Here is a 24,929-nt window from a genome sequence, read left to right on the forward strand (position 1 = left end):
CGCACTTTGGATCAATGTTACCGATAACAATTAACGGTAACATTCCCCTCAATGCTTTTGCTAGCCCCTTATCACTCAACCCGGACAGCCAGAGAAGTCATGAAATATCAGCTCGCAGGTCTCCTTGTTTATGACAACGAGGATGGCTCGATAACATTATGCAATGCCGCTGAATCAGAAAGTCAGATGCTGACCTGCACAGCGCAAACCATCCTGAACCTGCTGATTGCGCATCACGGTATCGTGGTTGAACGGGAAACGTTTCTCCAGCAGGTTTGGGACGATCGCGGCCTGCGTGGTTCAAGTAACTCATTGAATCAGTACATCAGCATTTTGCGTAAAATGTTTGCTGCTCTGGCGCCTGAACACATATTTATTGTCACCGTGCCCAAAGTGGGCTTTATGCTTAGCGGCGATATTTCAATCGTGCCGCTAGACGCCCCCGCGCCTTCAGCACCCTCTTCCACAGTCATCGAAGAAACGGTTCCCAACGCTAATGCTCATCTTGGCGAAAGCGCCAGCCGCAAAGCCGCCCGTCGAAGACTCAACTGGCTCTATAGCGCACTGACTCTTATCGTTATCGGTTGTTGCCTGACGGCATTCGTTTGGAAAAATCACAGCCAGCAGACTGAACTGTATCCGCTCGACACCATTGAAAGTTGTCCGGTCTATACCCTATCCCCGCTGGCCGATGTCTTCAGGGAGCGCGCGAAAAAGCTGGTCCGTCAGATTAAGGATGAAGGGGCATTTAACTGCCTCCCACACTCCAATTTCTATGTCCATATCCAAGACCCTGTGCTTTACGGCGACCAAGGTCGCCTGGTGCTCGCACAGTGTTCCCAATTCCGCGGTCAGGCCAGCGCCTGCCAGACGCTGTACTTTTATGAGTGGTAGAGAGTGAAACAGAAAAAGACATTATTGGCGGTCATCGCTCTTAATCTGCTGCTTATCCTGGGCACCGTACTGTGGTTTCGACACAGCACGCAGCTGTCGCTCACCTGCCAGGGGAGTTTGACGTACAAAGAAAGCCTTCAGGATAATCACTTCACCTTTGAAGGCATGGTAGTGATGCACTTCACCCCCGACGGCACCGGTTATTTTAATATGAACGGCGAGGTGGTAAATGGCGGCCAGCACTGGGAAGTCTCACGTCAGGAGAGTTTTCACTGGAAGTATGTTCACGAAACGTTCTATGAGATGAGCATCACTCAGGTGGAAAAATTTGGCCATGACAATGTGCCGGCAGAGGTGTTCGACAAATACGTTAAGGGTGTATCCTCAGGCCAAAAACGGCTATTGAACATCCGCAGGTTGCCCGACCGGGCAGTAATAATCGGTAACTTCTACTCCCCAATTCTGGTCTGTACGGGCTAAAGCCGTCGGCTAACATCAGGTATACTCACCTCATGACACTCTTATTTCGTCCCACCGCCGCGGCAGATTGCGCCGCCTTGCCGGCCATTGAACGTGCTGCCAGTCAGCGTTTTTTGCCGCTCCCCGAGTTAGCTTGGCTTGCCAGCGGGTCGGTTATCACCTGTGAACAGCATCAACAATATTCACACGATGAACTGAGCTGGCTGGCGCTGTCCGATGATGACCCTATCGGCTTTGTCGTGGCAGAAGCCCAAGGAACGTCGCTCTTTATTGTTGAGATCTCACTGCATATTGCATGGCAGGGGCAAGGTCTAGGCCGTCGTTTGCTCATCTACGTGGCAGAGCAGGCGCGTCAGAAAGGCTTTACGGCATTAACGCTGACCACATTTCGGGACGTGCCGTGGAATGCGCCATGGTATGCACGAATGGGGTTTGAAATTCTGTCAGAGGCTACGTCGAGCGCCGAAATTCGGCATAAACGTACCGAAGAAACGGCGCATGGCCTCGCGTATGAATCACGCTGTGCCATGCGCCTGACGCTGGAATAACTCACTAAACAAAGGCGCGTACGCCTTTAGAAGGTTTCCCAGTTCTCCGAAGTATTGGTCGCTGCCGCTTTACGCAGCGTGGTTGGCGCAGACGCAACCGAACCCGCAGACTCACGAGCCGCTGCGGCCTGTGCTTGCTGAATACGGAACACCGCGACCGATTGAGTCAGGCGGCTGGCCTGCTCTTCCAGCGCGGCAGCGGCGGCGGCGGACTCTTCCACCAGCGAGGCGTTCTGCTGGGTCACTCGATCCATCTCGGCAACCGCCAGCCCAACCTGGTCGATACCACGGCTTTGTTCATCGGACGCCGAGGCGATTTCGCCCATGATATCGGTCACGCGGGTCACCGCATTAACGATCTCATCCATGGTTTCACCGGCGCTTTCCACCAGCGTAGAACCGAGGTCAACGCGGTTTACTGAGTCTTCGATAAGGCTCTTAATTTCACGAGCGGCTTGGGCGCTGCGCTGCGCCAAGTTACGCACTTCACCCGCTACGACCGCAAAACCACGTCCCTGCTCGCCCGCGCGCGCCGCTTCAACCGCCGCGTTCAGCGCCAGAATGTTAGTCTGGAAGGCAATGCCATCAATCACGCTAATAATGTCGGCGATTTTCTGCGAACTGGCGGTGATGTCGCGCATAGTCTGCACCACGTTATCCACCACTTTGCCGCCCTTCTGCGCCGTCTCCGACGCGCTCAGCGCCAGATGGCTCGCCTGACGTGCGTTTTCAGCGTTCTGCTTCACGGTCGCCGTCAGCTCTTCCATGCTGGCCGCAGTCTCTTCTAAAGAAGCGGCCTGCTGTTCGGTACGAGAAGAGAGATCGTTATTGCCCATGGCAATTTCGCTGGCACCGCTGTAAATCGCATCGGCTCCCTGACGCACTTCACCCACGGTACGCGCCAGCTCGCCCTGCATATGGCGCAGAGAGTGAGCCAATTCGCCCATTTCGTTATGGCTCTCAACATCGATACGCTTCACCAGATCGCCACCGGCAATATGGCGAATACTGTCGATTAAACGATTCAGTGGTGAGATAAGCGTTTTGCGAACGCCAAGCCAAACGGAGATGATGACTGCCAGCACGGCAACCAGCACCGCAAACAGGATCCACATCGCCTGGGTGTAAGACGCATTGCTGTCTTTCACTGCCAGATCGTACAGGCCGTCGTTCTGTTGCAAGTAGTTGACGTAGGCTTTCTCAAAACCGTCCTGATAGCCTTGGGTCGGCTGATCGAAGAATTCATTGATCTTGCCCGCGCCCAGCAGTTGAATCAGCTCTGCTAACGCCCCGTGGTAGATATCGTAGTTACGCTGAATTTCCAACGCCGCCGCTTCGCTTTGACGCGGGTCACGCGGCATCGCCTGATACTCAGTCCAGCGTTTCTCCGCATCCACCAGAGATTTGCTGGCAATCTGCATCAGTTCCGCCACCGTAGAACCGCTGCCAATATTGTTCTGATCCATCATGTAGCGGATCCCGGCGCGGTTTAAGGTGTTGCGCGTTTGCAGCAGGGCAACCCAGCTACCGTTCAGCCCTGACTGCTGCTGACGCACGGTTTGTAAAATGGTGAAGTTCTCTTTGTCATGCTTTAACGAGTTAAAGAACAGGCCGCCTGATGCCAGTTGCAACAGGCCAAACAACACCAATACCAACACGAGGCTGGTGACGATTTTAAGACGGTTTAACATGTTTCTCTTTCCTTTAGACGAATAACAAATTTTCGGCGCGGAAAAGAAAAACTTTATAGAAATTATGCCTATTAATGCACCATGGTTTCAGGATATTCCGTAGGCCTGATAAACAAAGCGCCATCAGGCGCAACCGCGCACATTGCCGGATAGCGGCGTTGCCTTATCCGGCCTACACATCATCAGAACACCCCGTAGGCCTGATAAGCGTAGCGCCATCAGGCACCACCGCACACATTGCCGGATGGCGGCGTTGCCTTATCCGGCCTACACACCCTCAGCAAGGGCGCAAATTTCATCGTATAGGCTACGAGAAACTTCCAGCCCCTGCTCTTCACTCTGCACACGCGCTAGATAACGACGCTCGCCCGGCAGTCTCGCGCCCTGCGCCTGCATGCCGCCAAACAGCGTCTCGGCACGCGTTAGATGCTCAGCAGCCTCTGCCCCCAGGAAACGCTGCGGGTCCAGCGCCAGAATCAACTCGCCGCCGTACGGCAGGCCACCGGCACCGTTATCCCACGCCAATGACTCAGCGCTGGTCATATCACCAATCAGCGGCCCGGCGAACAGTTCAACCATTGCCGCCAGCGCAGAACCTTTATGCCCACCAAAGGTTAGCATCGCCCCATCCAGCACTGCCTGCGGATCGGTGGTTGGCTGACCGTCGCTATCAATGCCCCACCCTTGCGGAATCGATTTGCCCGCCCGCTGATGCAGCTGAATTTCACCACGCGCTGCCGCGCTGGTTGCCATATCAAAAATAAACGGATGTTTATCGCCACGCGGCCAGCCAAAGGCGATAGGGTTAGTACCAAACAGCGGCTGAGTACCGCCCGCAGGTGCAACCCACGCATGGCTTGGGGTGCAGGCGTAGCCTACCAGGCCAACATCGGTCAGCGGCTCAACGTCGGCGAACAGCGCAGAAAAGTGGACGCAGTGGTTAATCGCCAGCGCCGCAATGCCGCAGTGACGGGCTTTTTCAATCAGCAGCGGCAGCGCCTGCTCGTAAGCACACAGCGAGTACGCCCCCTGCGCATCCGCTTTTACAATGGCTGGAGCCTGATCGACGATGACCGGCTCGGCGTCTGCCGACACTTTACCCTTACGTAAAGTCTCAACAATTCCCAGCAGTCGCCAGAGTCCGTGTGAGGCACAGCCATCACGTTCACCCGCCGTGACGTTGCGTGCAATGGCGTCGGCGTGGGGTTGTGAAAAACCATTTGAACGCAGGACCTCGAAGGCCAAGTTGTAGGCGTCATTCAGTGCGATGTTTACCGTTGTCATTTTTATTCTCCAGATTGTCAGGTCTATAGAGTAGACGGATGCGAAATTTTTAATCACGCCAACATAGTGATATACATCACATTTTTACTCTTAGTCCGCAAGCGCAGAAACCACTCATTCGTATCTTTGACCGCTTAGCCCTCGCTTTTAACCACTCACTCACTTACTCAACTTTACACCCGCGTAAGTCTGGCAAGCTAGTCATCAGCATAACGGTCAATACCTCCTCAAAACCAAACTCAAAACAACGGCAGCTTCGGCTGAATATTCATCCTATAAAAACCAGGTTTTACTATGGATACGAAAAAGCTATTCAAGCACATACCCTGGGTGATTCTCGGAATCATCGGTGCGTTTTGCCTCTCAGTCGTCGCCCTGCGCCGCGGTGAGCACGTGAGTGCCCTGTGGATCGTCGTGGCGTCGGTCTCCGTTTATTTAGTGGCTTATCGCTACTACAGCCTGTACATCGCCCAGAAGGTGATGAAGCTTGACCCGACGCGCGCCACGCCGGCGGTGATTAATAACGATGGCCTGAACTACGTGCCAACCAACCGCTACGTTCTGTTTGGCCACCACTTTGCCGCCATTGCCGGTGCCGGTCCGCTGGTTGGGCCGGTACTTGCCGCGCAGATGGGCTACCTGCCAGGTACCCTGTGGCTGCTGGCAGGCGTTGTACTGGCGGGTGCGGTACAGGACTTTATGGTGCTGTTTATCTCCACGCGCCGTAACGGTTCGTCTCTGGGCGAAATGGTCAAAGAAGAGATGGGCCGCGTGCCGGGCTCTATCGCGCTGTTTGGCTGCTTCCTGATTATGATAATCATCCTAGCCGTGCTGGCGCTGATCGTTGTAAAAGCGCTGGCAGAAAGCCCGTGGGGCGTGTTCACCGTCTGCTCGACCGTACCGATTGCGCTGTTCATGGGCATCTATATGCGCTTTATTCGCCCAGGTCGCGTCGGTGAAGTGTCGGTGATTGGTATCATCCTGCTGGTTGCCTCTATCTACTTCGGCGGCGTCATTGCTCACGACCCGTATTGGGGCCCAGCGCTGACCTTTAAAGACACCACCATTACCTTCGCGCTGATTGGCTATGCCTTTATCTCCGCGCTGCTGCCGGTTTGGCTGATTCTGGCCCCGCGCGACTACCTCGCCACCTTCCTGAAAATCGGCGTCATCGTCGGCCTAGCATTGGGTATTGTGATCCTCAATCCAGACCTGAAAATGCCTGCGGTTACACAGTACATCGACGGTACCGGCCCGCTGTGGAAAGGCGCGATGTTCCCGTTCTTGTTCATCACCATCGCCTGTGGTGCGGTATCCGGTTTCCACGCGCTGATCTCCTCCGGCACCACGCCGAAGCTGCTGGCTAACGAAAACGATGCGCGTCTGATTGGTTATGGCGCCATGCTGATGGAATCCTTCGTCGCCATCATGGCACTGGTTGCCGCGTCTATCATTGAACCTGGCCTCTACTTCGCCATGAACACCCCACCTGCGGGTCTGGGCATTACTATGCCAAACCTGCATGAGATGGGCGGCGAGAACGCGGCGCTGATTGCTGCGCAGTTGAAAGATGTGACGGTTCATGCCGCCGCAACCGTCAGCTCCTGGGGCTTCGTGATTTCGCCTGAGCAGATCCTGCAAACCGCGAAAGACATCGGTGAACCTTCCGTGTTGAACCGCGCAGGCGGTGCACCAACTCTGGCAGTCGGTATCGCTCACGTGTTCCACAAGGTGATGCCAATGGCTGATATGGGCTTCTGGTACCACTTCGGGATTCTGTTTGAAGCACTGTTTATCCTCACCGCGCTGGACGCTGGTACCCGTGCTGGCCGCTTTATGCTGCAGGATTTGCTCGGTAACTTCGTGCCGTTCCTCAAGAAAACCGACTCTCTGGTGGCAGGTGTCGTCGCCACCGCGGGCTGTGTCGGTCTGTGGGGCTATCTGCTGTATCAAGGCGTCGTTGACCCGCTGGGCGGCGTGAAGAGCCTGTGGCCGCTGTTCGGTATTTCTAACCAGATGCTGGCTGCCGTGGCGCTGGTTCTTGGCACCGTTGTGCTGATTAAGATGAAGCGCTCCAAATACATCTGGGTAACCACTATCCCAGCGGTATGGCTGCTCATCTGCACCACCTGGGCGCTGGGCCAGAAACTGTTCAGCACCAACCCGCAGATGGAAGGCTTCTTCTACATGGCCAGCCAGTACAAAGAGAAGATTGCTGCCGGCGGTGAGCTGACCGCACAGCAGGTTGCCAACATGAACCACATCGTCGTCAACAACTACACCAACGCCGGTCTGAGTATTCTGTTCCTGGTGGTGGTATACAGCATCATCTTCTACGGCTTCAAAACCTGGATGCAGGTGCGCAATAGCGACAAACGTACCGACAAAGAAACACCTTACGTGCCGGTACCGGAAGGTGGCGTGAAGACCTCTTCACATCATTAAGCCGTGATTGCCGGATGGCGCTACGCTTATCCGGCCTACAAAATGTGCAATATGTAGGCCGGATAAGGCGCTAGCCGCCATCCGGCTTTATCTATTATCGGGATGAGACAATGTTTGGTAACTTAGGTCAGGCAAAAAAATACCTCGGTCAGGCGGCAAAAATGCTGATTGGCATTCCGGACTACGACAACTACGTTTTGCACATGCAGGCCACGCATCCGGATAAACCGTACATGACCTATGAAGAATTCTTCCGCGAACGCCAGCAGGCACGCTACGGCGGCGATGGAAAAGGCGGCATGCGCTGCTGCTAATAAGGAGCAAAAATGGCACCGATTGCAGTTACCCTACTTACCGGTTTCCTCGGCGCGGGCAAAACGACCCTGCTGCGCCACATTCTCAACGAACAGCACGGATTTAAAATTGCCGTCATCGAAAACGAATTCGGCGAGGTCTCCGTTGACGATCAGCTGATTGGCGACCGCGCCACCCAGATCAAAACGCTCACCAACGGCTGCATCTGCTGCACCCGCTCTAATGAGTTAGAAGACGCGCTGCTCGACCTGCTCGACAGTCTCGATAAAGGTGCTATCAGCTTTGACCGTCTGGTGATTGAATGCACCGGCATGGCCGACCCCGGCCCGATTATTCAAACCTTTTTCTCTCACGAAATTCTCTGCGAACGCTATCTGTTAGACGGCGTGATTGCGCTGGTTGATGCGGTACACGCCGATGCGCAGATGAACCAGTTCACCATCGCCCAATCTCAAGTCGGCTACGCCGACCGCATTCTGCTGACCAAAACCGACGTCGCGGGCGATACCGAAAAACTGCGCGAGCGTCTGACACGCATTAACGCCCGAGCGCCGATCTACACCGTCATCCACGGCGATATCGACCTCTCACAGCTCTTTAACACCAACGGCTTTATGCTCGAAGAGAACGTCACCGCCAAGCCGCGCTTCCACTTTATGGCTGACAAGCAAAACGATGTGTCATCTATCGTGGTTGAGCTGGATTATCCGGTCGATATCAGCGACGTTTCCCGGGTGATGGAAAACCTGCTGCTGGATTTTGCCGACAAGCTGCTGCGCTACAAGGGCATGCTGTGGATCGATGGCGAGCCTAATCGTCTACTGTTCCAGGGCGTACAGCGCCTGTACAGCGCCGACTGGGACAGACCGTGGCTTGATGAGCCGCCGCACAGCACGATGGTCTTTATCGGCATTCAACTGCCGGAAGATGAGATCCGCGCGGCGTTTGCGGGGCTTCGTAAATAGCAGCCTCGACGTAACCCTCTCCGTTCGGAGGGGGTAATAAAACGCGTAGAAATGTAAATTTACATTGTCAGGTGTGACAATTGACATCTTTTTGGAAACTATTAGAAAGTTTATTAATTCAATTCCAACCAATTCCCTCCACTCCGTTCAATGTCCGTTTAGCAAAACCTTAAACAAGCGCTAAACGTAAAAATGTTAATGATTGACGCCCAAATTAACACACAAAACAACAACACCATAAGACAGTAACGTTAACAACATCAGCATAAAAAATAGATTTTCGTCACATTTGCAGCCTTAAAAATTGATTGTTAAGGTGTCCGCAGATTAATTCTGATGACGAGGTATACACCATGAAAAAGCTTAATGTCCTTCTCCTTACCGCTCTGACCGCCGTATCGGGCTCTGCACTGGCCATGGGAGGCAGCATTGAGCAGGGTAAAAACTTCACCAACCTGAATGTCGAAATGGGTAAATCCACATCCGGTGTGTATGCCGAAGGTAACTGGCTCAAAAATACCGATGATGGCACCCAAACCGGCGGCGTTGGTGCAGGTTATAACCTCGAAGTTGGCCCAGTAATGCTAAATGCTGGAGCGAAAGCCATCTACCTGGGGCCGAAAAAAGGCGATAACGGTGTGGCATTCCCATTCGGTGGCGGCGTTAACGTCGCGGTAACCGACAGCATTAACGTATTTGGTGAAGGCTATGTCGCACCAAATGGCCTGAACAACAGCGTGAAAAACTACGTTGAAGCCAACGGCGGCGTAAGCTGGACGCCAATTAAACCGGTTACGCTGAAAGTGGGCTACCGCCACGTTAGCGTCGACGGCAAAGATGGCCGCCCAGGCCACACGCTGATTGACGGTGCTTACGTGGGCGGCGGCGTAAGCTTCTAACGCTATCCGTTTCCCAAAAAAAACCTGCCAGCGGCAGGTTTTTTTATGGCTGCCATTACTGACGAACAACCACCAGCTTCTGGTTCACAAACTCTTTAATCCCCAGATCCGACAGCTCGCGTCCGTAGCCGGAACGCTTCACGCCGCCAAACGGCAGTTCAGCCGCGGTATCGGTGAGCCAGTTGATGTACACCATCCCGGTCTCAATGCGCGACGCCATTTTCTTCGCACGTTCAATGTTCTGGCTAAAGATAGCCCCACCCAGGCCATAGTGGGAGTCGTTGGCGAGGGCCACCGCTTCATCGTCGTTTTTCACCACGTACACCTGCGCTACCGGGCCGAAGAACTCAGTAAAATAGGCCGGGTTATCGCGGGAAATATCGGTCAGGATCGTCGGCTCGAAGAAGCACCCGTCGCGCTGGGCGGGCTTACCGCCAAGGTGCAGCTTCGCACCGTGTTTCACCGCCTCGTCAACCTGTTTGGTCAGCGTTTCCAGCGCGTCTTTTGACGACAGCGGGCCAAGCGTGGTGCGCTCATCCAGCGGGTCGCCAATTTTTGCCTGCTTAAACGCCTCGGTAAACTTGCTCAGGAAGGCATCGGCAATTTTCTCATGCAACACAAAACGTTTTGCCGCAGTACATACCTGCCCGGCGTTGTTTAGGCGGGCATTGACGCCAATTTTCACTGCTTTCTCGAGGTTGGCATCATCCAGCACCACAAACACGTCGTTACCGCCCAGTTCTAGGGTCGATTTTTTGATGTGCTTCGCCGCCTGAGCAGCAACCACGCTACCGGCTTTTTCCGAGCCGGTCAGCGCTGCGCCCTGCACGCGATCGTCGGCGATGATCTTCGCCACCTGATCCTGGGAAATATACAGATTGGTCCACGCCCCTTCCGGCGCGCCAGCTTCACGAACCAGATGCGCAAAGGCCTCCGCACAGTGCGGCACAATGCTGGCATGCTTGGCCATGACCGGGTTACCCGCCGCCAAGTTCGGTGCCAGCACGCGCATGAGCTGATAGTAAGGGAAGTTCCACGGCTCCACCGCCATCAGCACGCCGATGGGATGATGCTCAACCCACGCTTCACCGAGCTCAGTTTTATACTTCACCGGAGCCAGAAATTGCTTCGCGTTATCGGCGTAATAGCGGGCGATCTGCGCACACAGCTTAACTTCACCACGGCTCTGCTCGATGAGCTTGCCCATCTCTTGGCTGGCAATCTTCGCCAGATCCTCTACGCGTGAATCGATCAAATCGGCCAATTTGTGCAGCACCGGCAGGCGCTGGTCGATGTCGCCTTTAGCCCAGGAGGAGTGGTAGAGCGCATCGGCCGTCTTCAGCGCCGCCTCCACCTCTGCATCGGTATGAGAGGGATATTCTTTGATCAGTTGGTTAGTGGCAGGATTAACTGTCTGGTAAGCCATCTTGAGTCTCCTTTTTTTACCGCTTAGGGTATTAAGGGTAGTCAAGATGACTGGTTACGGGCGTAAAGTTGGGTATAAACGGAGCTTTCTGAACCGAGGCCCCCCGTCCTAAGCCACGGGGAGCATCGGAATGTTACCGCGGCACCTGCAGCACTTCCTGAGACTCTTTGTTCGCGTCTACCTCCTGCGGCGTTAACCACAGCGGCTTGCGACCAAAGCTCTCGTACATTTTTAACTGATCGTCATAATGCTTATCCACCGTGCCGTCCGGGGCAATAAATCCGCTTTGCCCCGGTGCCACCACATCCCAAGCCAGCACCGGGCTGTTACCCGACGTTGGCGAGAAGACGATCATGTCATTTTCCGTGCCACGGTTTTGATACTCCGCCTGATGGCGCGCCTCATCTGCCGCCGCCTGCGGGACACCGAAGAAGTTATTTGCCCGGAACGTCAGCGCCATTGCCGGTGTTTTCCAGCCGCTTACCTCGTTGCCATAGCGTTTCGATAGCGTCTGCCAAGCGTCGTCCAGCGCCGCCAGAATCACCTCCTGTTTTGGCTTACCGGCAAACAGGTCGACGGCCTGTGGAATCGGTGACTTATCGCCCTGTAAGGCCTCATACAGAATTTTGGTTCCCACGCTGATATTGAGCGAGCCAGTTGGCCCGTCTTGGGTGGTTTCATAGCCGCTGGCGCTATACCACTTGCTAAACGGCGCTGGTACCGCCGCTACCACCGTACGCTTGAGCATGCTGGTCAGCCAGGCGTTAAGGATAGCGGACCCCGGCTGCTGATAGGTTTTGCCATCCTCATTAAGCAGGTTTGTGCCGTCCCAAGACGCCAGCTTCATCACCATCTGACGCCGCGGATCGTTTTCCGCTAAGCCATTTGTCGCCTCCTGCAACGCCGGTAAAAATAGCCGTAAATTCAGATCCTGACGGCTAGTTTTGTGGATAACATCCCAAGCCTCATCAGCGGTAAAGCGCGGCTGAGCGTCGAGGATCTTATCGATCTCCGTCACCCTGTCCGCCCCTCCCCACAGGAAAGCAAACAGATCGGAGGCGGGATAATCCTTCTGCGGCGAGTTGTTCCAGTTCGCAATGTAGCCTGACTGAGGATTGTAGACTTTCGGATTCAAGTCGAACGATAACAACCCTTTCCAGTCCCATTCTCCGGTGCCTGGCACCGGCAGGCGTGGATCGTGACCGGCCCGGCGATCAGGGTAAACGCCGGTATGCACATAGCCAATATTGCCGTTCACATCGGCATAGTACCAGTTGATGGTCAGCGCCTGTTTAGCCGCCTGCTGCGTCCACTCCTGCCAGTTTTTGGCCTTCATCTGATGGGTCCACGCCAGCATCGACGCCACCTCTTTGCCATCCCACGCACGCGCTTTGGCATAGGCCGTTTGGGTCGCAGGATCGGTTTTCATCACGTTGCCGTGAACGGTGCGCCAGACGGTAAAGGTCTCCGGTTGCCCATCTTTCACTATGATGGTTTCTTCTCGGCTGAGCATCTTCACCCACTGGCCGTTATGGAGGTAATAGCCCGGTTTTTTATCCGACAGCTTTTCGGCATAGATATCGACATCGTCGCCGAAACCGGCGGTAGATCCCCATGAAATCGCGCCATTGTGGCCAAATAACAGTCCCGGATAAGCAAACGGCGTATTACCGGTCACGTCATAACCCGCGCCGTGCAAACCGATACCGTAGGTATACGACGGGGCGTACCAACCGAACTGCGGCCCATTGACCATAATGGCCTTCGCATCCTGTGCTTTGCTTTTGCCAATCACCCAGATATTGCTGGTTGTCGGATAGCCCGCCAAACCGTTGGCACCGCTTTGTGCAAATTGCGCAGCGATGGTTTCGCGGTTTTGCCCCGCCGTCAGCGCCAGCAGCGCACCGTCCGCCCCTTTGGCCGGCCTGTCGAGCATCGGCGCGGGCAGGTCGTAGCGCGGCAGCAATGCGGCCGTTTGCGTGTTTTTAAGATCGAACTTAACCGGGTAGCGACTTTCCTGCGCGGAAATCGTGGTTGGTGCGGAAGGGTTAACCAACCATTTCAGCTGGTTAAATACTGCCATGCCCTGCTGCGTGCCGTATTTATCTTTGAGCGCCGTTAGCAGCGCCAGGTTGTCAATTTCGCTGGTGCTGTCAGAAAAACGGTTCGCCAACGTGCCGACAAAAATCATTGCCACATCAAACGGCTGCCAGTGCTTAGGGGCAAAGCCAAAAGTGGTGAACTGTTTTGGCAACAGCGTATCAGGATTGGCATTCACCTTATCGATCCACGCGTTCATGCCGTCGGCATAGCCTTGCAGGATTGATTTATCCTCAGCGGACAGCGCGGCAACCTGCGCGCGGATGGAGTCCGGCCAGTAGTTCTGACGAATATCCTTATCAAATTTTACGAATGTTTTGCCGAGAACTTCAGAGACCGTTCCCTGAGTGCTGCGGCGCGCCATCTCCATTTGGAACAGACGATCCTGCGCCACCACGTAGCCATAGCCGTAAAACAGACGATAGGTATCGTCGGCATAAATATGCGGCATGCCGTATTTATCGCGAACAATTTTAACTTCACTTTGGGCACCGTCCGCCAGCGCGGACAGGCTCCAGGAGCACATCAGGGAAGCGACAACACAGTTCACGATCATACGATTTCTATTTTTCATTGTATCCTCTTGCAGGTGTATGATTAGCGAGTTGATACTAGCAACAGAGCTATCTTTATCTATTTGAAGAGGATGCTTTCAGCGTGAACTGTGAGTCTTATATCAAATAATTGATACATTAAATTCTTTAATGTGATCTAAAACGTATCACTTGCAATTTATGCTGCCTGCTCATTTCTCCCGCGCCTGTGGTATAAAAATCAAAAACCACCGGGACCCACCAATGACAACACCGCGTGATATTGCTCAAACCTTCACCCGCCAACCGGGTCTGGAACTGCGTAGCACTTGGCAGAGCACGCAGGCGTATAAGCGCCACAGCCACGCCCAGCTATCGATAGGGGCGATTATGGAAGGCGAAACGCGCTGTCGGTGTGACGGGCAGGAATATCATTTATCGGTAGGCGATCTGATCGTTGTCCCCGCGCACATGCCGCACAGCTGCAATCCCGTCAGCGGAATACCGCGCAGCTACCACATGCTCTATATCGACACCGACTTGCCCCTGGCTCATCAGGTCGTGCGCAGCGACGCGCTGTTTGGTCTCTATCTCACGGTCATTGAGCAGATGTCACCGACGTCGCTGTCCGCACTTTTATCTTCCCTCTCCCTAGGTACTAATGCAGTGCCTACTCTGCGATCAACCAGCCAACAATTACAGCAGGCGATGCTTGCCGATCCCGTTTGTCCGCCATCTCTTGACCAATTCGCCGAGCGATTCTCACTGCGCAAAGAGACCTTAATTCGCACCTTCAGACAGGATACCGGCCTGACACCGAGCAGCTTCCTCAACAACGCTCGCGTGGAATATGCCAAAGCGCGCCTACGCGCCGGGGATGAGATTGCCGACGTGGCCTACCAGACCGGCTTTGCCGATCAGAGCCATTTCCATAAAACCTTCGTCAGCTATACGGCATCCACACCGCGTCAATACGCACAGGGGCGATCAATATTCGACAATAAGTAGCGCGCAAGCAGGCATAAGCTGGCCTCAACTTTTTGATTGAGGTCGCTATGGAACAGGTCGCTACGTTATTTCCCCCGGCGTTTCCCGCACTGGCGCTAGCGCATTTCATGGCGCTGCTAAGTCCCGGGCCGGACTTCTTTTTACTGGTGAGCTATGCGCTGAGCTATCGTCTGCGTGGCAGCGTCGGCCTATGCCTCGGCATCGCGGCGGGCAACGGCCTGTATATTCTGCTGGTGATTATTGGCTCGGATTGGCTGCGGCAAACGACACTACTTTTCAGCCTCGTTGAACTGTTGGGCGCCGCCTTCTTGCTATGGATTGGCAGCCATCTCCTGCGCAGTCGCGCGGCGCTACCGGAGTGGCACTTAACAAGAGCGGCGCGGCCATCATTAGGCAAACAGATCTTGCTGGGCTTAGGTTCATCGCTGCTGAATCCGAAAAACGCGCTGTTTTATTTAGCGCTGATGACCGCGCTGCTGGGGCCGAATGTCACTTTAATCCAGCAGGCCGTCAGTGGGATCTGGATGACCTGTGTGGTGCTGTTTTGGGATCTTCTACTGGTAATACTGATTGCCCTTCCGCAGGTTCAGCGGCGTTTGGGTCATCTTATCTGGAAAATTGAGCGCGTCGCCGGTGGCATTCTGATTGGCTTTGGCGGCTGGATTCTGTGGCAGTTTATACACAGCTAAAACAGCAACGGGCGATGTACTTTGGCACATCGCCCGTATTGTTAACCCACTTCATCCCGACGCAGCCCGACATCTTTTAACTGTTCGTCGCTCATTCGCTGCAAAATGCGGCGTGTTTTCTGCAAAACCCACCATTTTTTCAAAAAACGCCACAGTAAAATAAAGCCGATAAACGGCTGTCTTGCCCGGTTCTCGTGAAATTCCATCCTCTGCCTCCTCACCTTGTCAGAGGCTTTATCTTCACGCATTTCCCGCCTTGCAATACAGATTCAAAAAACACTTTTATTTAACATACAGATTCGCTAAAACGATATCTGCATAGGGTTTTATCGAGTGATCTGTACCGGTTTTTTAATCTGTATGGTGACAAATGAGGATACAGCATGACGCGTTACCAACATCTGGCCAATCTGCTGGCCGAGCGTATTGAACAAGGGCTGTATCGTCACGGCGAGAAGCTGCCTTCGGTGCGCAGTTTGAGCCAAGAGCACGGCGTCAGCATCAGCACCGTCCAGCAGGCCTATCAAACGCTGGAACAGCGCCAACTGATCACCCCGCAACCGCGTTCCGGCTATTTTGTCGCCCCACAAAAAATCCAGCCACCGGTGCCACACATGTCACGCCCGGTGCAGCGTCCGGTGGAGATAACCCAGTGGGACCAGGTGCTGGACATGCTCGACGCCCGCAATGACAAATCGATAATCCCCTTTGGCGGCGGCTCGCCCGATGTCACCCAACCGAGCATAAAACCGCTGTGGCGCGAGTTGAGCCGCGTCATACAGCACAATATTATCGACGTGCTGAGCTACGATGAGCTGGCCGGCCGCCGGGAGCTGCGCGAACAAATAGCTCGCCTGATGCTCGACGCCGGATCGGTGGTGACCGCCGACTCCCTGATCATCACCAGCGGCTGCCACAGCGCGCTGTCGCTAGCGCTGCTGTCGGTATGCCAGCCCGGCGATATTATTGCTGTCGAATCACCCACCTACTACGGCACTATGCAGCTATTGCGCGGATTAGGGCTTAAGGCCATCGAGATCCCCACCGATCCCAACACCGGGATCAGCGTCGAAGCCTTGGAGCTGGCGCTGGATCAGTGGCCGATCAAAGGGGTGATCCTCGTCCCTAACTGCAACAACCCGCAGGGTTTTATCATGCCCGACGCCCGCAAGCGCGCGGTGCTAAGCCTCGCACAGCGCTACGATATCGTGATTTTTGAAGATGATATTTACGGCGAACTGGCGACCGACTATCCGCGCCCGCGCACCATTCACTCGTGGGATATCGATGGCCGCGTCATGCTCTGCAGCTCGTTTACCAAAACCATCGCCCCCGGCCTGCGCATCGGCTGGATTGCACCAGGCCGCTACTACGACAAGCTGCTGCAAATGAAGTACGCCGCCAACGGCACCAACGTCCCATCGACCCAACTGGCGGCCTCTAACTTTATTCGCGAAGGCCACTACCACCGCCACGTACGCCGCATGCGCCAGATCTACCAGCGCAACATGGAGATCTACACCTGCTGGCTGCGCGAGTTTTTCCCCTGCGGGATCTGTGTTACCCGCCCCAAAGGCGGCTTTATGCTGTGGGTGGAGCTGCCCGAGCAGGTGGATATGGTCTGCGTCGCCAAGCAGCTATGCCGGATGAAGATCCAGGTCGCGCCGGGATCGCTGTTTTCCGCGTCGGGGAAATACCGGAACTGCTTGCGGATCAACTGTGCGCTGCCGCCGATTGAGAAACATCGGGAGGTGATGGTGCGGCTGGGGGAGGCGGTGAAGGTGGCGATGGAGTAGGCGTTGATATCGCGTTCTTTTCCAATGCCGGGTAGCGCTGCCGCTTACCCGGCCTACAATCCACATTCACGACGCCGCGCTCACCGCCCCTTCCCCATTCGCCGCATCCTGCGGTTTTGACACCGTGCGGCTCTTGCTGCCATCCACCCCCACCGCAATCTCCCCTTCCACCGTTACCCGGCGCACCACGCGCGGCTGGGTGCCGTAGTCGTTGACCGCGTAGTGCTGGGTGCTGCGGTTGTCCCAGATCGCCACGTCTCCCTGCTGCCATTGCCAGCGCACGGTGTTGTCGAGGCGGGTGATGCGGTTTTGCAGCAGCTCGAATAATTGCGCGGATTCGCGCGAGCTGAAGCCCACCAGCCGTTTGACGAAGTGCCCCAGCAGCAGCGCGCGTTCGCCGCTGACCGGGTGAACGTGGACCACCGGGTGCTCGGCTTCCCATACCGAGGAGACGAACACCTTCTGATGATGCGCCAGGCGCTGCGTTTCCACCACGACGCGTTCAGCGCCGTAGTCGTAGTCGTTGCTGTGCACCGCGTGCAGGGTGTCGACGAAGCGCTTAAGCGTCTCCGGCAACTGTTCATAGGCGCGGGCGGTGTTGGCCCACACGGTGTCGCCGCCGTATTCCGGGATGGTGACGCCGCGCAGGATGGAAATTTTCGGGAAGGCGTCAACGAAGGTGACGTCGGTGTGCCAGGAGTCGGCGCGGCCGCCGCCTTTCGAGGCGTCGAGTTCGAACAACCGGGTACCTTCCGGGGAGGGAACGGTCGGGTGAGCGACAATCTTGCCAAAGCGCGCGCCGAAGGCCTGATGTTCGGCGTCGGTTAGGTGCTGCTGCTGGCGGAAGAACAGCACCTTATATTTCACCAGCGCCGCATCGAGCTGGGCGAAGGTATCAGCATCCAGGTCTGCGGAAAGACGGATATCACGGATCTCCGCGCCGATATTACCCGCCACGCGGCGAATATTTAATAATGGAAAATCGGTATCAGCAGTCATATTGGCACCCCGTAAAAAGAGTCAGAAACCCGAATATAGAAATATTCCACCAGGTCACAAAGTCGAGTTTGTGATATTGATAGCTGCCGAATGGGATTATGTAGGCCGGATATGGCGCAGCCGCCATCCGGCGATGTGCACCGTTGTGCCTGATGGCGGCTGCGCCATATCAGGCCTACCGTTTCTTTGCTGACAGGAGTCTCTATGACCACGGAAATTAGCCTCACCCCCGCCGAGCGCGAAAGACTGCGCGACCAATTAAGCGATTATTGTTCGGAGCATTTTGAGCTGGAACTGGAACAGTTCGACGCCGAATTTTTTGTCGATTTTATTATCGATAAACTCGGCCCGGCTTTTTACAACGCCGGTATTGAGGAGGCGATGCGCACCCATTTGGCATGGAGCGATCGCATTCAAGAAGAGATGGATGTGAAGAAAATTCTATGACTCAGCAATATGCTATCTACTCACTGCGCGACGCCCCCGAACGCATGGAGGCGGTGATTGCCTATTTTCAACAGCAGTGGGCATCTGAAGCATCGATGATGGTTTACGACGATGCGCTGCGCCATACGCCGGGGGCCAGGAATCCACTGCCGCAGTGGTATTGGATGCAGGACGGCGATCGCATCATTGGTTGCGCCGGGTTGATTACTAACGATTTTATCAGCCGCGGTGAGCTGTACCCGTGGCTGTGCGCCCTCTATGTGGAACCAGAATACCGTCATCAGGGGCTGGCGCGGCGGTTGATTGAGCATATCGCGCGACACACGCAAGAGCTGGGTTTTACGCAACTGCATCTGTGCACCGACCTGGAAGGTTTTTACGAAAAATCAGGCTTCACCTATAACGGGCTGGGCTATCATCCGTGGGGCGAATCTTCCCGCGTTTACAGTCGCGAGCTGAGGGCATGATCAACAAAACCATGAATTAATTGTGGTTATAATGGCGACTCATTTTATCGTCTCCCGTGTTACGGGGAAGGAAAATCATGTCGCTTATCACCGATCTACCCGCCATTTTCGATCAGTTCTCCGAAGCCCGCCAGAAAGGCTTTCTCACTGTGATGGATCTCAAAGAGCAAGGTACGCCGCTGGTCGGCACCTACTGCACCTTTATGCCGCAGGAAATCCCGATGGCGGCGGGCGCGGTGGTTGTCTCACTGTGCTCCACCTCCGATGAAACTATTGAGGAAGCGGAAAAAGACCTGCCGCGTAACCTGTGTCCACTTATCAAAAGCAGCTACGGCTTCGGCAAGACCGACAAATGCCCCTACTTCTACTTCTCCGATCTGGTGGTCGGTGAAACTACCTGCGACGGCAAAAAGAAAATGTACGAGTACATGGCCGAATTTAAGCCGGTACACATCATGCAACTACCAAACAGCGCCGCCGACGCCGCGTCCCGCGCGCTGTGGAAGGCGGAAATCCTGCGTCTTCAACAGGCGGTTGAAGAGCGTTTTGGCACGCAAATTACCGAAGCATCGCTGCGCGACGCAATTGCCCTCAAAAACCGCGAGCGCCGGGCGTTGGCTAATTTCTACCGCGTCGGGCAGTTGAATCCTCCCACATTAAGCGGCAGCGATATTCTAAAAGTGGTATACGGCGCGACCTTCCGCTTCGATAAAGAGGCGCTGATTGATGAGCTAAATGGCATGGCCGAGCGCGTGCATCAGGAGTGGGAAAACGGCAAACGGCTGGACGCCCGCCCGCGTATTCTGATCACCGGCTGCCCAATCGGCGGCGCGGCGGAGAAAGTGGTGAAAGCGATTGAAGATAACGGCGGCTGGGTGGTGGGCTATGAAAACTGTACCGGCGCGAAGGCCACCGAGCGCTGCGTAGACGAAGACGGCGACGTCTACGACGCGCTGACCGATAAATACCTCGCCATCGGCTGCTCATGCATCTCACCCAACGACCAGCGCCTAACGCTACTTAGCCAGATGGTCGAAGAGTATCAGGCCGACGGCGTTGTCGACGTGATTTTGCAGGCCTGCCACACCTATGCCGTTGAATCGATGGCGATTAAGCGTCACGTTCGCCAGCAGCACAACATTCCCTATATTGCCATCGAGACCGACTACTCGACCGCCGATATCGGCCAGCTCAGCACCCGCGTCGCGGCGTTTATTGAAATGCTGTAGGAGCGCTTGTGACGTTTTCGATAGGTATTGATTCAGGCTCTACGGCGACCAAAGGCATTTTGCTGGAAGACGGCGTGATTCGCCGCCGCTTCCTTGCCCCCACGCCGTTTCGTCCCGCCGATGCGATTGTTGAGGCGTGGGAAACGCTGCGCGCCGGGTTGGAGGTGCGACCGTTTTTGACGCTCACCGGCTACGGCCGCCAGTTGGTTGATTTTGCCGACAAGCAGGTGACGGAAATCTCCTGCCATGGGCGCGGTGCGCGGCTGTTGCTACCGGAAACGCGCACGGTGATTGATATCGGCGGTCAGGACAGCAAGGTGATCCAACTGGATGAAGACGGCAATCTCACCGACTTCCTGATGAACGACAAGTGCGCGGCGGGAACCGGGCGTTTTCTGGAAGTGATATCGTGCACGCTGGGGGCCAGCGTCGAGCAGCTCGATGCCCTCACCAAAGGCGTAGAGCCGCATGCCATCACCAGCATGTGCACGGTGTTTGCGGAATCAGAAGTGATTAGTCTGCGCTCCGCAGGCGTGCCGCCGGAGGCAATTCTGGCCGGGATAGTGAATGCGATGGCGCGACGCAGCGCCAATTTTATCGGCAGATTGTCGGCACAGGGGCCGCTGCTGTTTACCGGCGGCGTTAGCCACTGCGCGGCGTTTGGGCGGATGCTGTCAGAACACGTGAAGATGCCTGTGCATACACATCCGGACGCGCAGTTCGCCGGGGCAATTGGCGCGGCGATGATTGGGCAACGGGCGAAAAAATGACAGAGTATCTGTTTTTGTTCCACTCCACGCTGGGCGTGGTGCGAACCCGTAAAGCACTGCAAGCCGCAGAGGTGTCCTTCCGGGTGGCAGATATTCCGCGCCAGCTTCGCGGCGGCTGCGGGCTGTGCATTTATTTGCATTGCGAGGAAGACGGCGAGTTACGCTGGGTTATCCCCGGCGCAACGGAGAGCATTTACCGCTGCGGCGAGGGGTTTGAGTTGTTGCATACGTTCACAGACAACTGATAACGACTGAGATGTGCCCCCTCTCCCTTTTTAAGGGAGAGGGTTGGGGTGAGGGTTAGTTCACGGTAGCTGACAGAAACTGGGCATCCTACCAGCCCCCTCACCCTAGCCCTCTCCCCACAGGGGAGAGGGGACCCATTGTGCCAGGCAATTAGCGGCACCACTTATCCTGCAGCAACTCCAGCAACAGTAGCATCATCAGCGCTTGGGCATACGGTACAGGCGCCATGGCGATATCGCAGTAATATTGCAGATCCGGGCCGACCATCGTTCCCTTAGAGGCTTCCAGCACGATCCCGTTTTCGTCAATCCTGTCGTTCAGCGCAGACCAAGCGCGCAGCGCGTGATCCGCCACCTTCTCGTCTAAGATCCCCATCCTGACGCCGCGCAGCATACCGTAGGCGATCCCGGCGGTCGCCGAGGATTCCTGCGGTGACAGCGGATCGTCGAGCAGCGTGTGCCACATGCCGTTGTCGGCCTGGAGCTCGCACAGCGTGTTCACCTGGCGTGCCACCACCACCGACAAATAGCGCTTCACGCTGGCGTCAAGACCGTCGCCCAGCAGAGCGATAAATTCCGGGATCGCCACGGTGATCCACGCGTTGCCGCGCGCCCAGAAGGCTTCGGAGAAGTGGTGTTTGCCGACAAACGTCCAGCCGTGATACCACAGGCCGCTGGCCGGTTCGCACAGGTAGCGAGTGTGCAGCAGAAACTGGTACGACGCTTCGTCGATCAGATCTTTGCGCTTAAGCACCACGCCCGCCGTACCGAGGAACAGGCAGGTCATAAACAAGGTGTCGTCCCACAGGTGGCCGGTGTTCGGCTGCTCTTTCACCACATGCTGGAAGCCGCCCTCCTCCGTCTTCGGCAAGGTGCGCAGCAAGTCGTCGGCCCAGTCGTTCACCACCTTCAGCAGATCCTCACGACCGGTGTGTCCCGCCACCAGCGCGAGGGTGATCATCGGCGCGGTGGTGTTGATCTGGATCGCTGGCAGCCCTTTCGCCAACTGATCTTCATACCAGTTGAGGATCGAGCGCTGCAGATCCGTATCCCCTTTTTGGCGCGCATACTGCCAGAATCCGTACAGGCCGACGCCGACCTCCCATTCCCACTCTTCAAAGTGGATAGCAAAGCCTTCCGTGCCGCTGGTCTCAAGTTCACCCATATTTTTCAGGCGGCAGAAGCCCTGAACGACCCGTTCGAGTAGGCCGTTTAATGCTGCATTGTTCATTGCTCGTCTCCTGATAGCGTTATCTGAATGTCGTTGCCCGCAAGCATCGGGAAGGCGGCGATTTCGTCATCCGCCCACTCGTCGTCCTGGGTCGTCGCCATACGCTGACAGAAGGCACGAAACGCAGCATCATCCCCTTCCCCCACTTCCAGCCACCAAGTCACATTGCACCCTTCGGCGCGGACTTCATCGCCCGCGACGCTCAATGGCTGCGAGCAAAGCACGGCAGCAAAACCCTTACCGGCACGTACCGCAAAGCCCCGCGCCAACGGCTCCACGTCGTCAAAAGCTTCGCGAACCAGATGCAGGTGCGTCCAGCCGATCGGTTCATCGGCATCCAGCCGCCAGCGCACCAGCGCCCGGTTATTTTTCTGTTTCACCTGCGGTAGCACGCCGTTGCCCGCCCAGAATGAGGGACGCGCTTCGCTGCCCGGTTGCACGTCGCCGGGATGGTTTAGCCACAGACGCGCATCCGGGCGGGTGGCAAACTGGACGTCAATCAGGTGTTGCTGGTGTCCACGTTCGCCGGGGTGGTGATCGACACAGCTCGCGAGGCTCACCGTCGGCTGTTTCCAAACCACGATCTTGCCGCCGCCGCATCGGTAGTGTGCGGAGAGCGCGCCGTGGGTCAGGCGAGCATAGCGCGCTGACTCGGTGGGCGGTGTGTAGTCACTTAGACAAAAGAACGGCAGTGAAGCACATTTGCGGTTGAGGCGCCCGCCTCCCCAAGCCACGTGGCCAAATGCACAGAGTTCACTCAGTTGGCTGGCAAGCAGCTCTTTTTCATACACCCGGCCCATGGTGCCCGCCGCCATCCCTGACTGATAGTGCAGCGCGCTGGTCTGCATCAGCCGGTCAATCAGATGGCGAGCACGCTGGCGCAGCGTGGCGTCATCAGCCAGTTGGTAGAGCGCAAACAGGCCGATATAGTCCACCGGGTAATACGGTGCGGAATTCCACTCCACAAACCCCTGTTGTTCAACGGCATCAAACCAAGCGCACAGGCGCTGGGAGGCAATCGACTTCTGTTCACTACCCCGACGACCGGAAGCGATGAACCGTTCATCCGGGAACATCTGCCCGGCGAGATACTGAGCCGTGTGGAAACACAGCGCGTGATTTTCACTCCAAAACCACATCACATCGTTGCCCAGTTCGTCATACCAGTAGCGGTAGCCGACGATGGCAGAACGCACGCGTTTCCACAGCGGCGCAGGGAAGTGCTCGCCGTGAAAGTCATGCCAAATCCACAGCAGCGGCACCATCGAGAAGTCCGAACAATCTTGGCGGGCGCTGATGCGCCCAAGGGTGCTTATCAGCAGCTCCTGCGCCTGCGGGCCGCTTTCACCAACGTGCAGCATTGCCAACAGGCGTCCAGTGCGCGGCACGCCGTGCTTGGCGATATAGCTAAGCGCCTCATGTTTACGCGTCTCCAGTGTGCCTTCGCCGCCGGGCAAAACCTCTTCATTCAGGACGGTAACGCTCAGACTGCGGCTCATGGTCACGCCGCCGATTGTGGCGGTAAGCTCGACGCGATAATGACCGGTACCGATTTCAGTGGGTAGCGGGAGGATAAGCCCATATTCACCGGTCATCAGCGCACCGAAATCCAGCGCGCAGGTGGCGATGCAGTCATTTCCTAGGCTGTAGACCGCGCCGCGCAGCATCAGGCGGATATCGGCAAGGCACGGCAATTCAAGCCGTGAATGGCGTGCGACGGCGGTGCCTGGCAGTGAATTCATTAAGGTCTGTAAGGCATCAACATCGTCGTTATTGACGCCAGGCAGCGTGACCGTCAGCGGTTCATCGGCGAGGTAAATCATGCGAAAAGCAAAGATCGTGTCGCGTTCAAACAGCTCATCAAGATGAATTAGCAGGGCGTTGTCGCCAGAATTGAGGGCTATTTCAATAGACAGGGTTTGCAGCGCATTGCGGGTAAATGGCGTAAAGCAGGCGACCTGTTCGCCCTCGCACCAGATGCGGACGCCGCCACAGGTCGCTATCTGAAACGGGTACCGGCCAGCTTTTTCAGCGTGCAGATTCACGCGCAGCCAGCGCTGACAGTGGGTCGCCACGGGATAAACGCCGGAAAAGGTCACGGTATCGCTCGCTCCGGTGTAGGTCACCGATGCTCCCGGCAAGGCGCATGCCGGAACGATATTGCGCTGGGCAAAGTCGTGGCGGAATATGTGCCGACAAAAGGCGTCCTGCGTTGGGCCTTGGCCGTTGGCGAATGAATAATCCATCGCCTCGTTCAACGTCTCACCCGTGAAAAATTCGGCAAACCGCTCATTATGTGGCGCCGAAACCGTAAAACGCGTCAGCGCTTCGCCCGCTACCAGCCTCATGTGAATGTCCTCAATTACCGCTATGTGTATGACGGTATTTTCTGAGAAAGGCGGGGAGAGACGCTACTTGCCAAGAAGTACGGTTTTGCGGAACTGCCCGGTCATTCACAATCTGCGGCG

Annotated in this window: 23 protein-coding genes; 15 read left to right on the forward strand and 8 right to left on the reverse strand. The window is 56.0% G+C overall.

The window, feature by feature from the left end:
* The first annotated feature begins 99 nt into the window (after positions 1–99).
* The 3 genes from AB4K05_RS17590 to AB4K05_RS17600 are packed head-to-tail and all read left to right on the forward strand — an operon-like array spanning position 100 to position 1,922.
* Entirely contained in the window at positions 100–894 is a 795-nt protein-coding gene (locus AB4K05_RS17590) for a transcriptional regulator (protein WP_368481228.1), read from the forward strand.
* A 3-nt stretch (positions 895–897) separates the two neighbouring features.
* Positions 898–1,374 carry a FidL-like protein gene (locus tag AB4K05_RS17595; RefSeq protein ID WP_368481229.1) on the forward strand — a complete coding sequence of 159 codons (477 nt, stop codon included), beginning with the start codon at positions 898–900 and terminating at the stop codon, positions 1,372–1,374.
* Between the two features lie 32 nt (positions 1,375–1,406).
* Positions 1,407–1,922: a GNAT family N-acetyltransferase gene (locus AB4K05_RS17600; protein WP_368481230.1), complete on the forward strand. Its 516-nt coding sequence runs from the start codon at positions 1,407–1,409 to the stop codon at positions 1,920–1,922.
* 26 nt (positions 1,923–1,948) lie between these two features.
* Here the strand turns inward: AB4K05_RS17600 and tsr are convergent, their stop codons facing one another.
* Complete coding sequence (tsr, locus tag AB4K05_RS17605; RefSeq protein WP_368481231.1) at positions 1,949–3,613, reverse strand: methyl-accepting chemotaxis protein; 1,665 nt, start codon at positions 3,611–3,613, stop codon at positions 1,949–1,951.
* Positions 3,614–3,880: 267 nt separating this feature from the next.
* Positions 3,881–4,897 carry an Ldh family oxidoreductase gene (locus AB4K05_RS17610; RefSeq protein ID WP_368481232.1) on the reverse strand — a complete coding sequence of 339 codons (1,017 nt, stop codon included), beginning with the start codon at positions 4,895–4,897 and terminating at the stop codon, positions 3,881–3,883.
* Between the two features lie 294 nt (positions 4,898–5,191).
* On the opposite strand from AB4K05_RS17610, the gene btsT reads away from it, so the two are divergent.
* The 4 genes from btsT (at position 5,192) to AB4K05_RS17630 (ending at position 9,521) form a co-directional block, all read left to right on the forward strand.
* Entirely contained in the window at positions 5,192–7,342 is a 2,151-nt protein-coding gene (btsT, locus tag AB4K05_RS17615) for a pyruvate/proton symporter BtsT (RefSeq protein ID WP_368481233.1), read from the forward strand.
* Between the two features lie 110 nt (positions 7,343–7,452).
* A complete protein-coding gene (locus AB4K05_RS17620; protein WP_368481234.1) occupies positions 7,453–7,656 on the forward strand; it encodes a YbdD/YjiX family protein in 204 nt (67 codons plus the stop codon).
* 12 nt (positions 7,657–7,668) lie between these two features.
* Positions 7,669–8,622, forward strand: coding sequence for a GTPase (yjiA, locus tag AB4K05_RS17625; protein WP_368481235.1), 954 nt, complete (start codon positions 7,669–7,671; stop codon positions 8,620–8,622).
* Positions 8,623–8,975: 353 nt separating this feature from the next.
* Positions 8,976–9,521 (forward strand): YfaZ family outer membrane protein, encoded by a 546-nt coding sequence (locus tag AB4K05_RS17630; protein ID WP_368481236.1) that lies wholly within the window; start codon positions 8,976–8,978, stop codon positions 9,519–9,521.
* Positions 9,522–9,576: 55 nt separating this feature from the next.
* Here AB4K05_RS17630 and AB4K05_RS17635 read toward each other — a convergent pair whose 3' ends face one another.
* Both AB4K05_RS17635 and AB4K05_RS17640 read right to left on the reverse strand, forming a co-directional pair.
* Positions 9,577–10,947 carry an NAD-dependent succinate-semialdehyde dehydrogenase gene (locus AB4K05_RS17635; RefSeq protein ID WP_368481237.1) on the reverse strand — a complete coding sequence of 457 codons (1,371 nt, stop codon included), beginning with the start codon at positions 10,945–10,947 and terminating at the stop codon, positions 9,577–9,579.
* 133 nt (positions 10,948–11,080) lie between these two features.
* The gene (locus AB4K05_RS17640) at positions 11,081–13,621 is read right to left on the reverse strand and encodes a penicillin G acylase (protein ID WP_368481238.1); all 2,541 of its coding nucleotides are present in this window, start codon (positions 13,619–13,621) and stop codon (positions 11,081–11,083) included.
* 223 nt (positions 13,622–13,844) lie between these two features.
* On the opposite strand from AB4K05_RS17640, the gene AB4K05_RS17645 reads away from it, so the two are divergent.
* Complete coding sequence (locus tag AB4K05_RS17645) at positions 13,845–14,588, forward strand: AraC family transcriptional regulator (RefSeq protein ID WP_368481239.1); 744 nt, start codon at positions 13,845–13,847, stop codon at positions 14,586–14,588.
* Between the two features lie 47 nt (positions 14,589–14,635).
* A complete protein-coding gene (locus AB4K05_RS17650; protein ID WP_368481240.1) occupies positions 14,636–15,277 on the forward strand; it encodes a LysE family translocator in 642 nt (213 codons plus the stop codon).
* Between the two features lie 41 nt (positions 15,278–15,318).
* On the opposite strand, the gene AB4K05_RS17655 is transcribed toward AB4K05_RS17650, so the two are convergent.
* Positions 15,319–15,483, reverse strand: coding sequence for a DUF1127 domain-containing protein (locus tag AB4K05_RS17655; RefSeq protein ID WP_368481268.1), 165 nt, complete (start codon positions 15,481–15,483; stop codon positions 15,319–15,321).
* Between the two features lie 177 nt (positions 15,484–15,660).
* Here AB4K05_RS17655 and AB4K05_RS17660 point away from each other — a divergent pair, with 177 nt between their 5' ends.
* Positions 15,661–17,073 carry a PLP-dependent aminotransferase family protein gene (locus AB4K05_RS17660; protein ID WP_368481241.1) on the forward strand — a complete coding sequence of 471 codons (1,413 nt, stop codon included), beginning with the start codon at positions 15,661–15,663 and terminating at the stop codon, positions 17,071–17,073.
* Between the two features lie 66 nt (positions 17,074–17,139).
* Here the strand turns inward: AB4K05_RS17660 and AB4K05_RS17665 are convergent, their stop codons facing one another.
* Entirely contained in the window at positions 17,140–18,072 is a 933-nt protein-coding gene (locus AB4K05_RS17665; protein ID WP_368481242.1) for a TauD/TfdA dioxygenase family protein, read from the reverse strand.
* A 204-nt stretch (positions 18,073–18,276) separates the two neighbouring features.
* Here AB4K05_RS17665 and AB4K05_RS17670 point away from each other — a divergent pair, with 204 nt between their 5' ends.
* The 5 genes from AB4K05_RS17670 (at position 18,277) to AB4K05_RS17690 (ending at position 21,230) form a co-directional block, all read left to right on the forward strand.
* Positions 18,277–18,519, forward strand: coding sequence for a DUF2164 domain-containing protein (locus AB4K05_RS17670; RefSeq protein WP_368481243.1), 243 nt, complete (start codon positions 18,277–18,279; stop codon positions 18,517–18,519).
* Positions 18,516–18,986 (forward strand): GNAT family N-acetyltransferase, encoded by a 471-nt coding sequence (locus AB4K05_RS17675; RefSeq protein ID WP_368481244.1) that lies wholly within the window; start codon positions 18,516–18,518, stop codon positions 18,984–18,986. The genes AB4K05_RS17670 and AB4K05_RS17675 overlap by 4 nt, the downstream gene beginning before the upstream one ends.
* A gap of 77 nt (positions 18,987–19,063) precedes the next feature.
* Positions 19,064–20,215: a double-cubane-cluster-containing anaerobic reductase gene (locus tag AB4K05_RS17680; protein ID WP_368481245.1), complete on the forward strand. Its 1,152-nt coding sequence runs from the start codon at positions 19,064–19,066 to the stop codon at positions 20,213–20,215.
* An 8-nt stretch (positions 20,216–20,223) separates the two neighbouring features.
* Complete coding sequence (yjiL, locus tag AB4K05_RS17685) at positions 20,224–20,985, forward strand: putative 2-hydroxyacyl-CoA dehydratase activator YjiL (RefSeq protein WP_368481246.1); 762 nt, start codon at positions 20,224–20,226, stop codon at positions 20,983–20,985.
* Entirely contained in the window at positions 20,982–21,230 is a 249-nt protein-coding gene (locus AB4K05_RS17690; protein WP_368481247.1) for a DUF3343 domain-containing protein, read from the forward strand. Before yjiL ends, AB4K05_RS17690 begins: the two co-directional genes overlap by 4 nt.
* Before the next feature lie 151 nt (positions 21,231–21,381).
* Here AB4K05_RS17690 and AB4K05_RS17695 read toward each other — a convergent pair whose 3' ends face one another.
* Positions 21,382–22,461, reverse strand: coding sequence for a glycoside hydrolase family 105 protein (locus AB4K05_RS17695; RefSeq protein ID WP_368481248.1), 1,080 nt, complete (start codon positions 22,459–22,461; stop codon positions 21,382–21,384).
* A complete protein-coding gene (locus AB4K05_RS17700) occupies positions 22,458–24,809 on the reverse strand; it encodes a hypothetical protein (RefSeq protein WP_368481249.1) in 2,352 nt (783 codons plus the stop codon). Before AB4K05_RS17700 ends, AB4K05_RS17695 begins: the two co-directional genes overlap by 4 nt.
* Positions 24,810–24,929 lie beyond the last annotated feature (120 nt).

Source organism: Kluyvera sp. STS39-E (genome assembly GCF_040932435.1).
Classification (GTDB): Bacteria; Pseudomonadota; Gammaproteobacteria; order Enterobacterales; family Enterobacteriaceae; genus Kluyvera.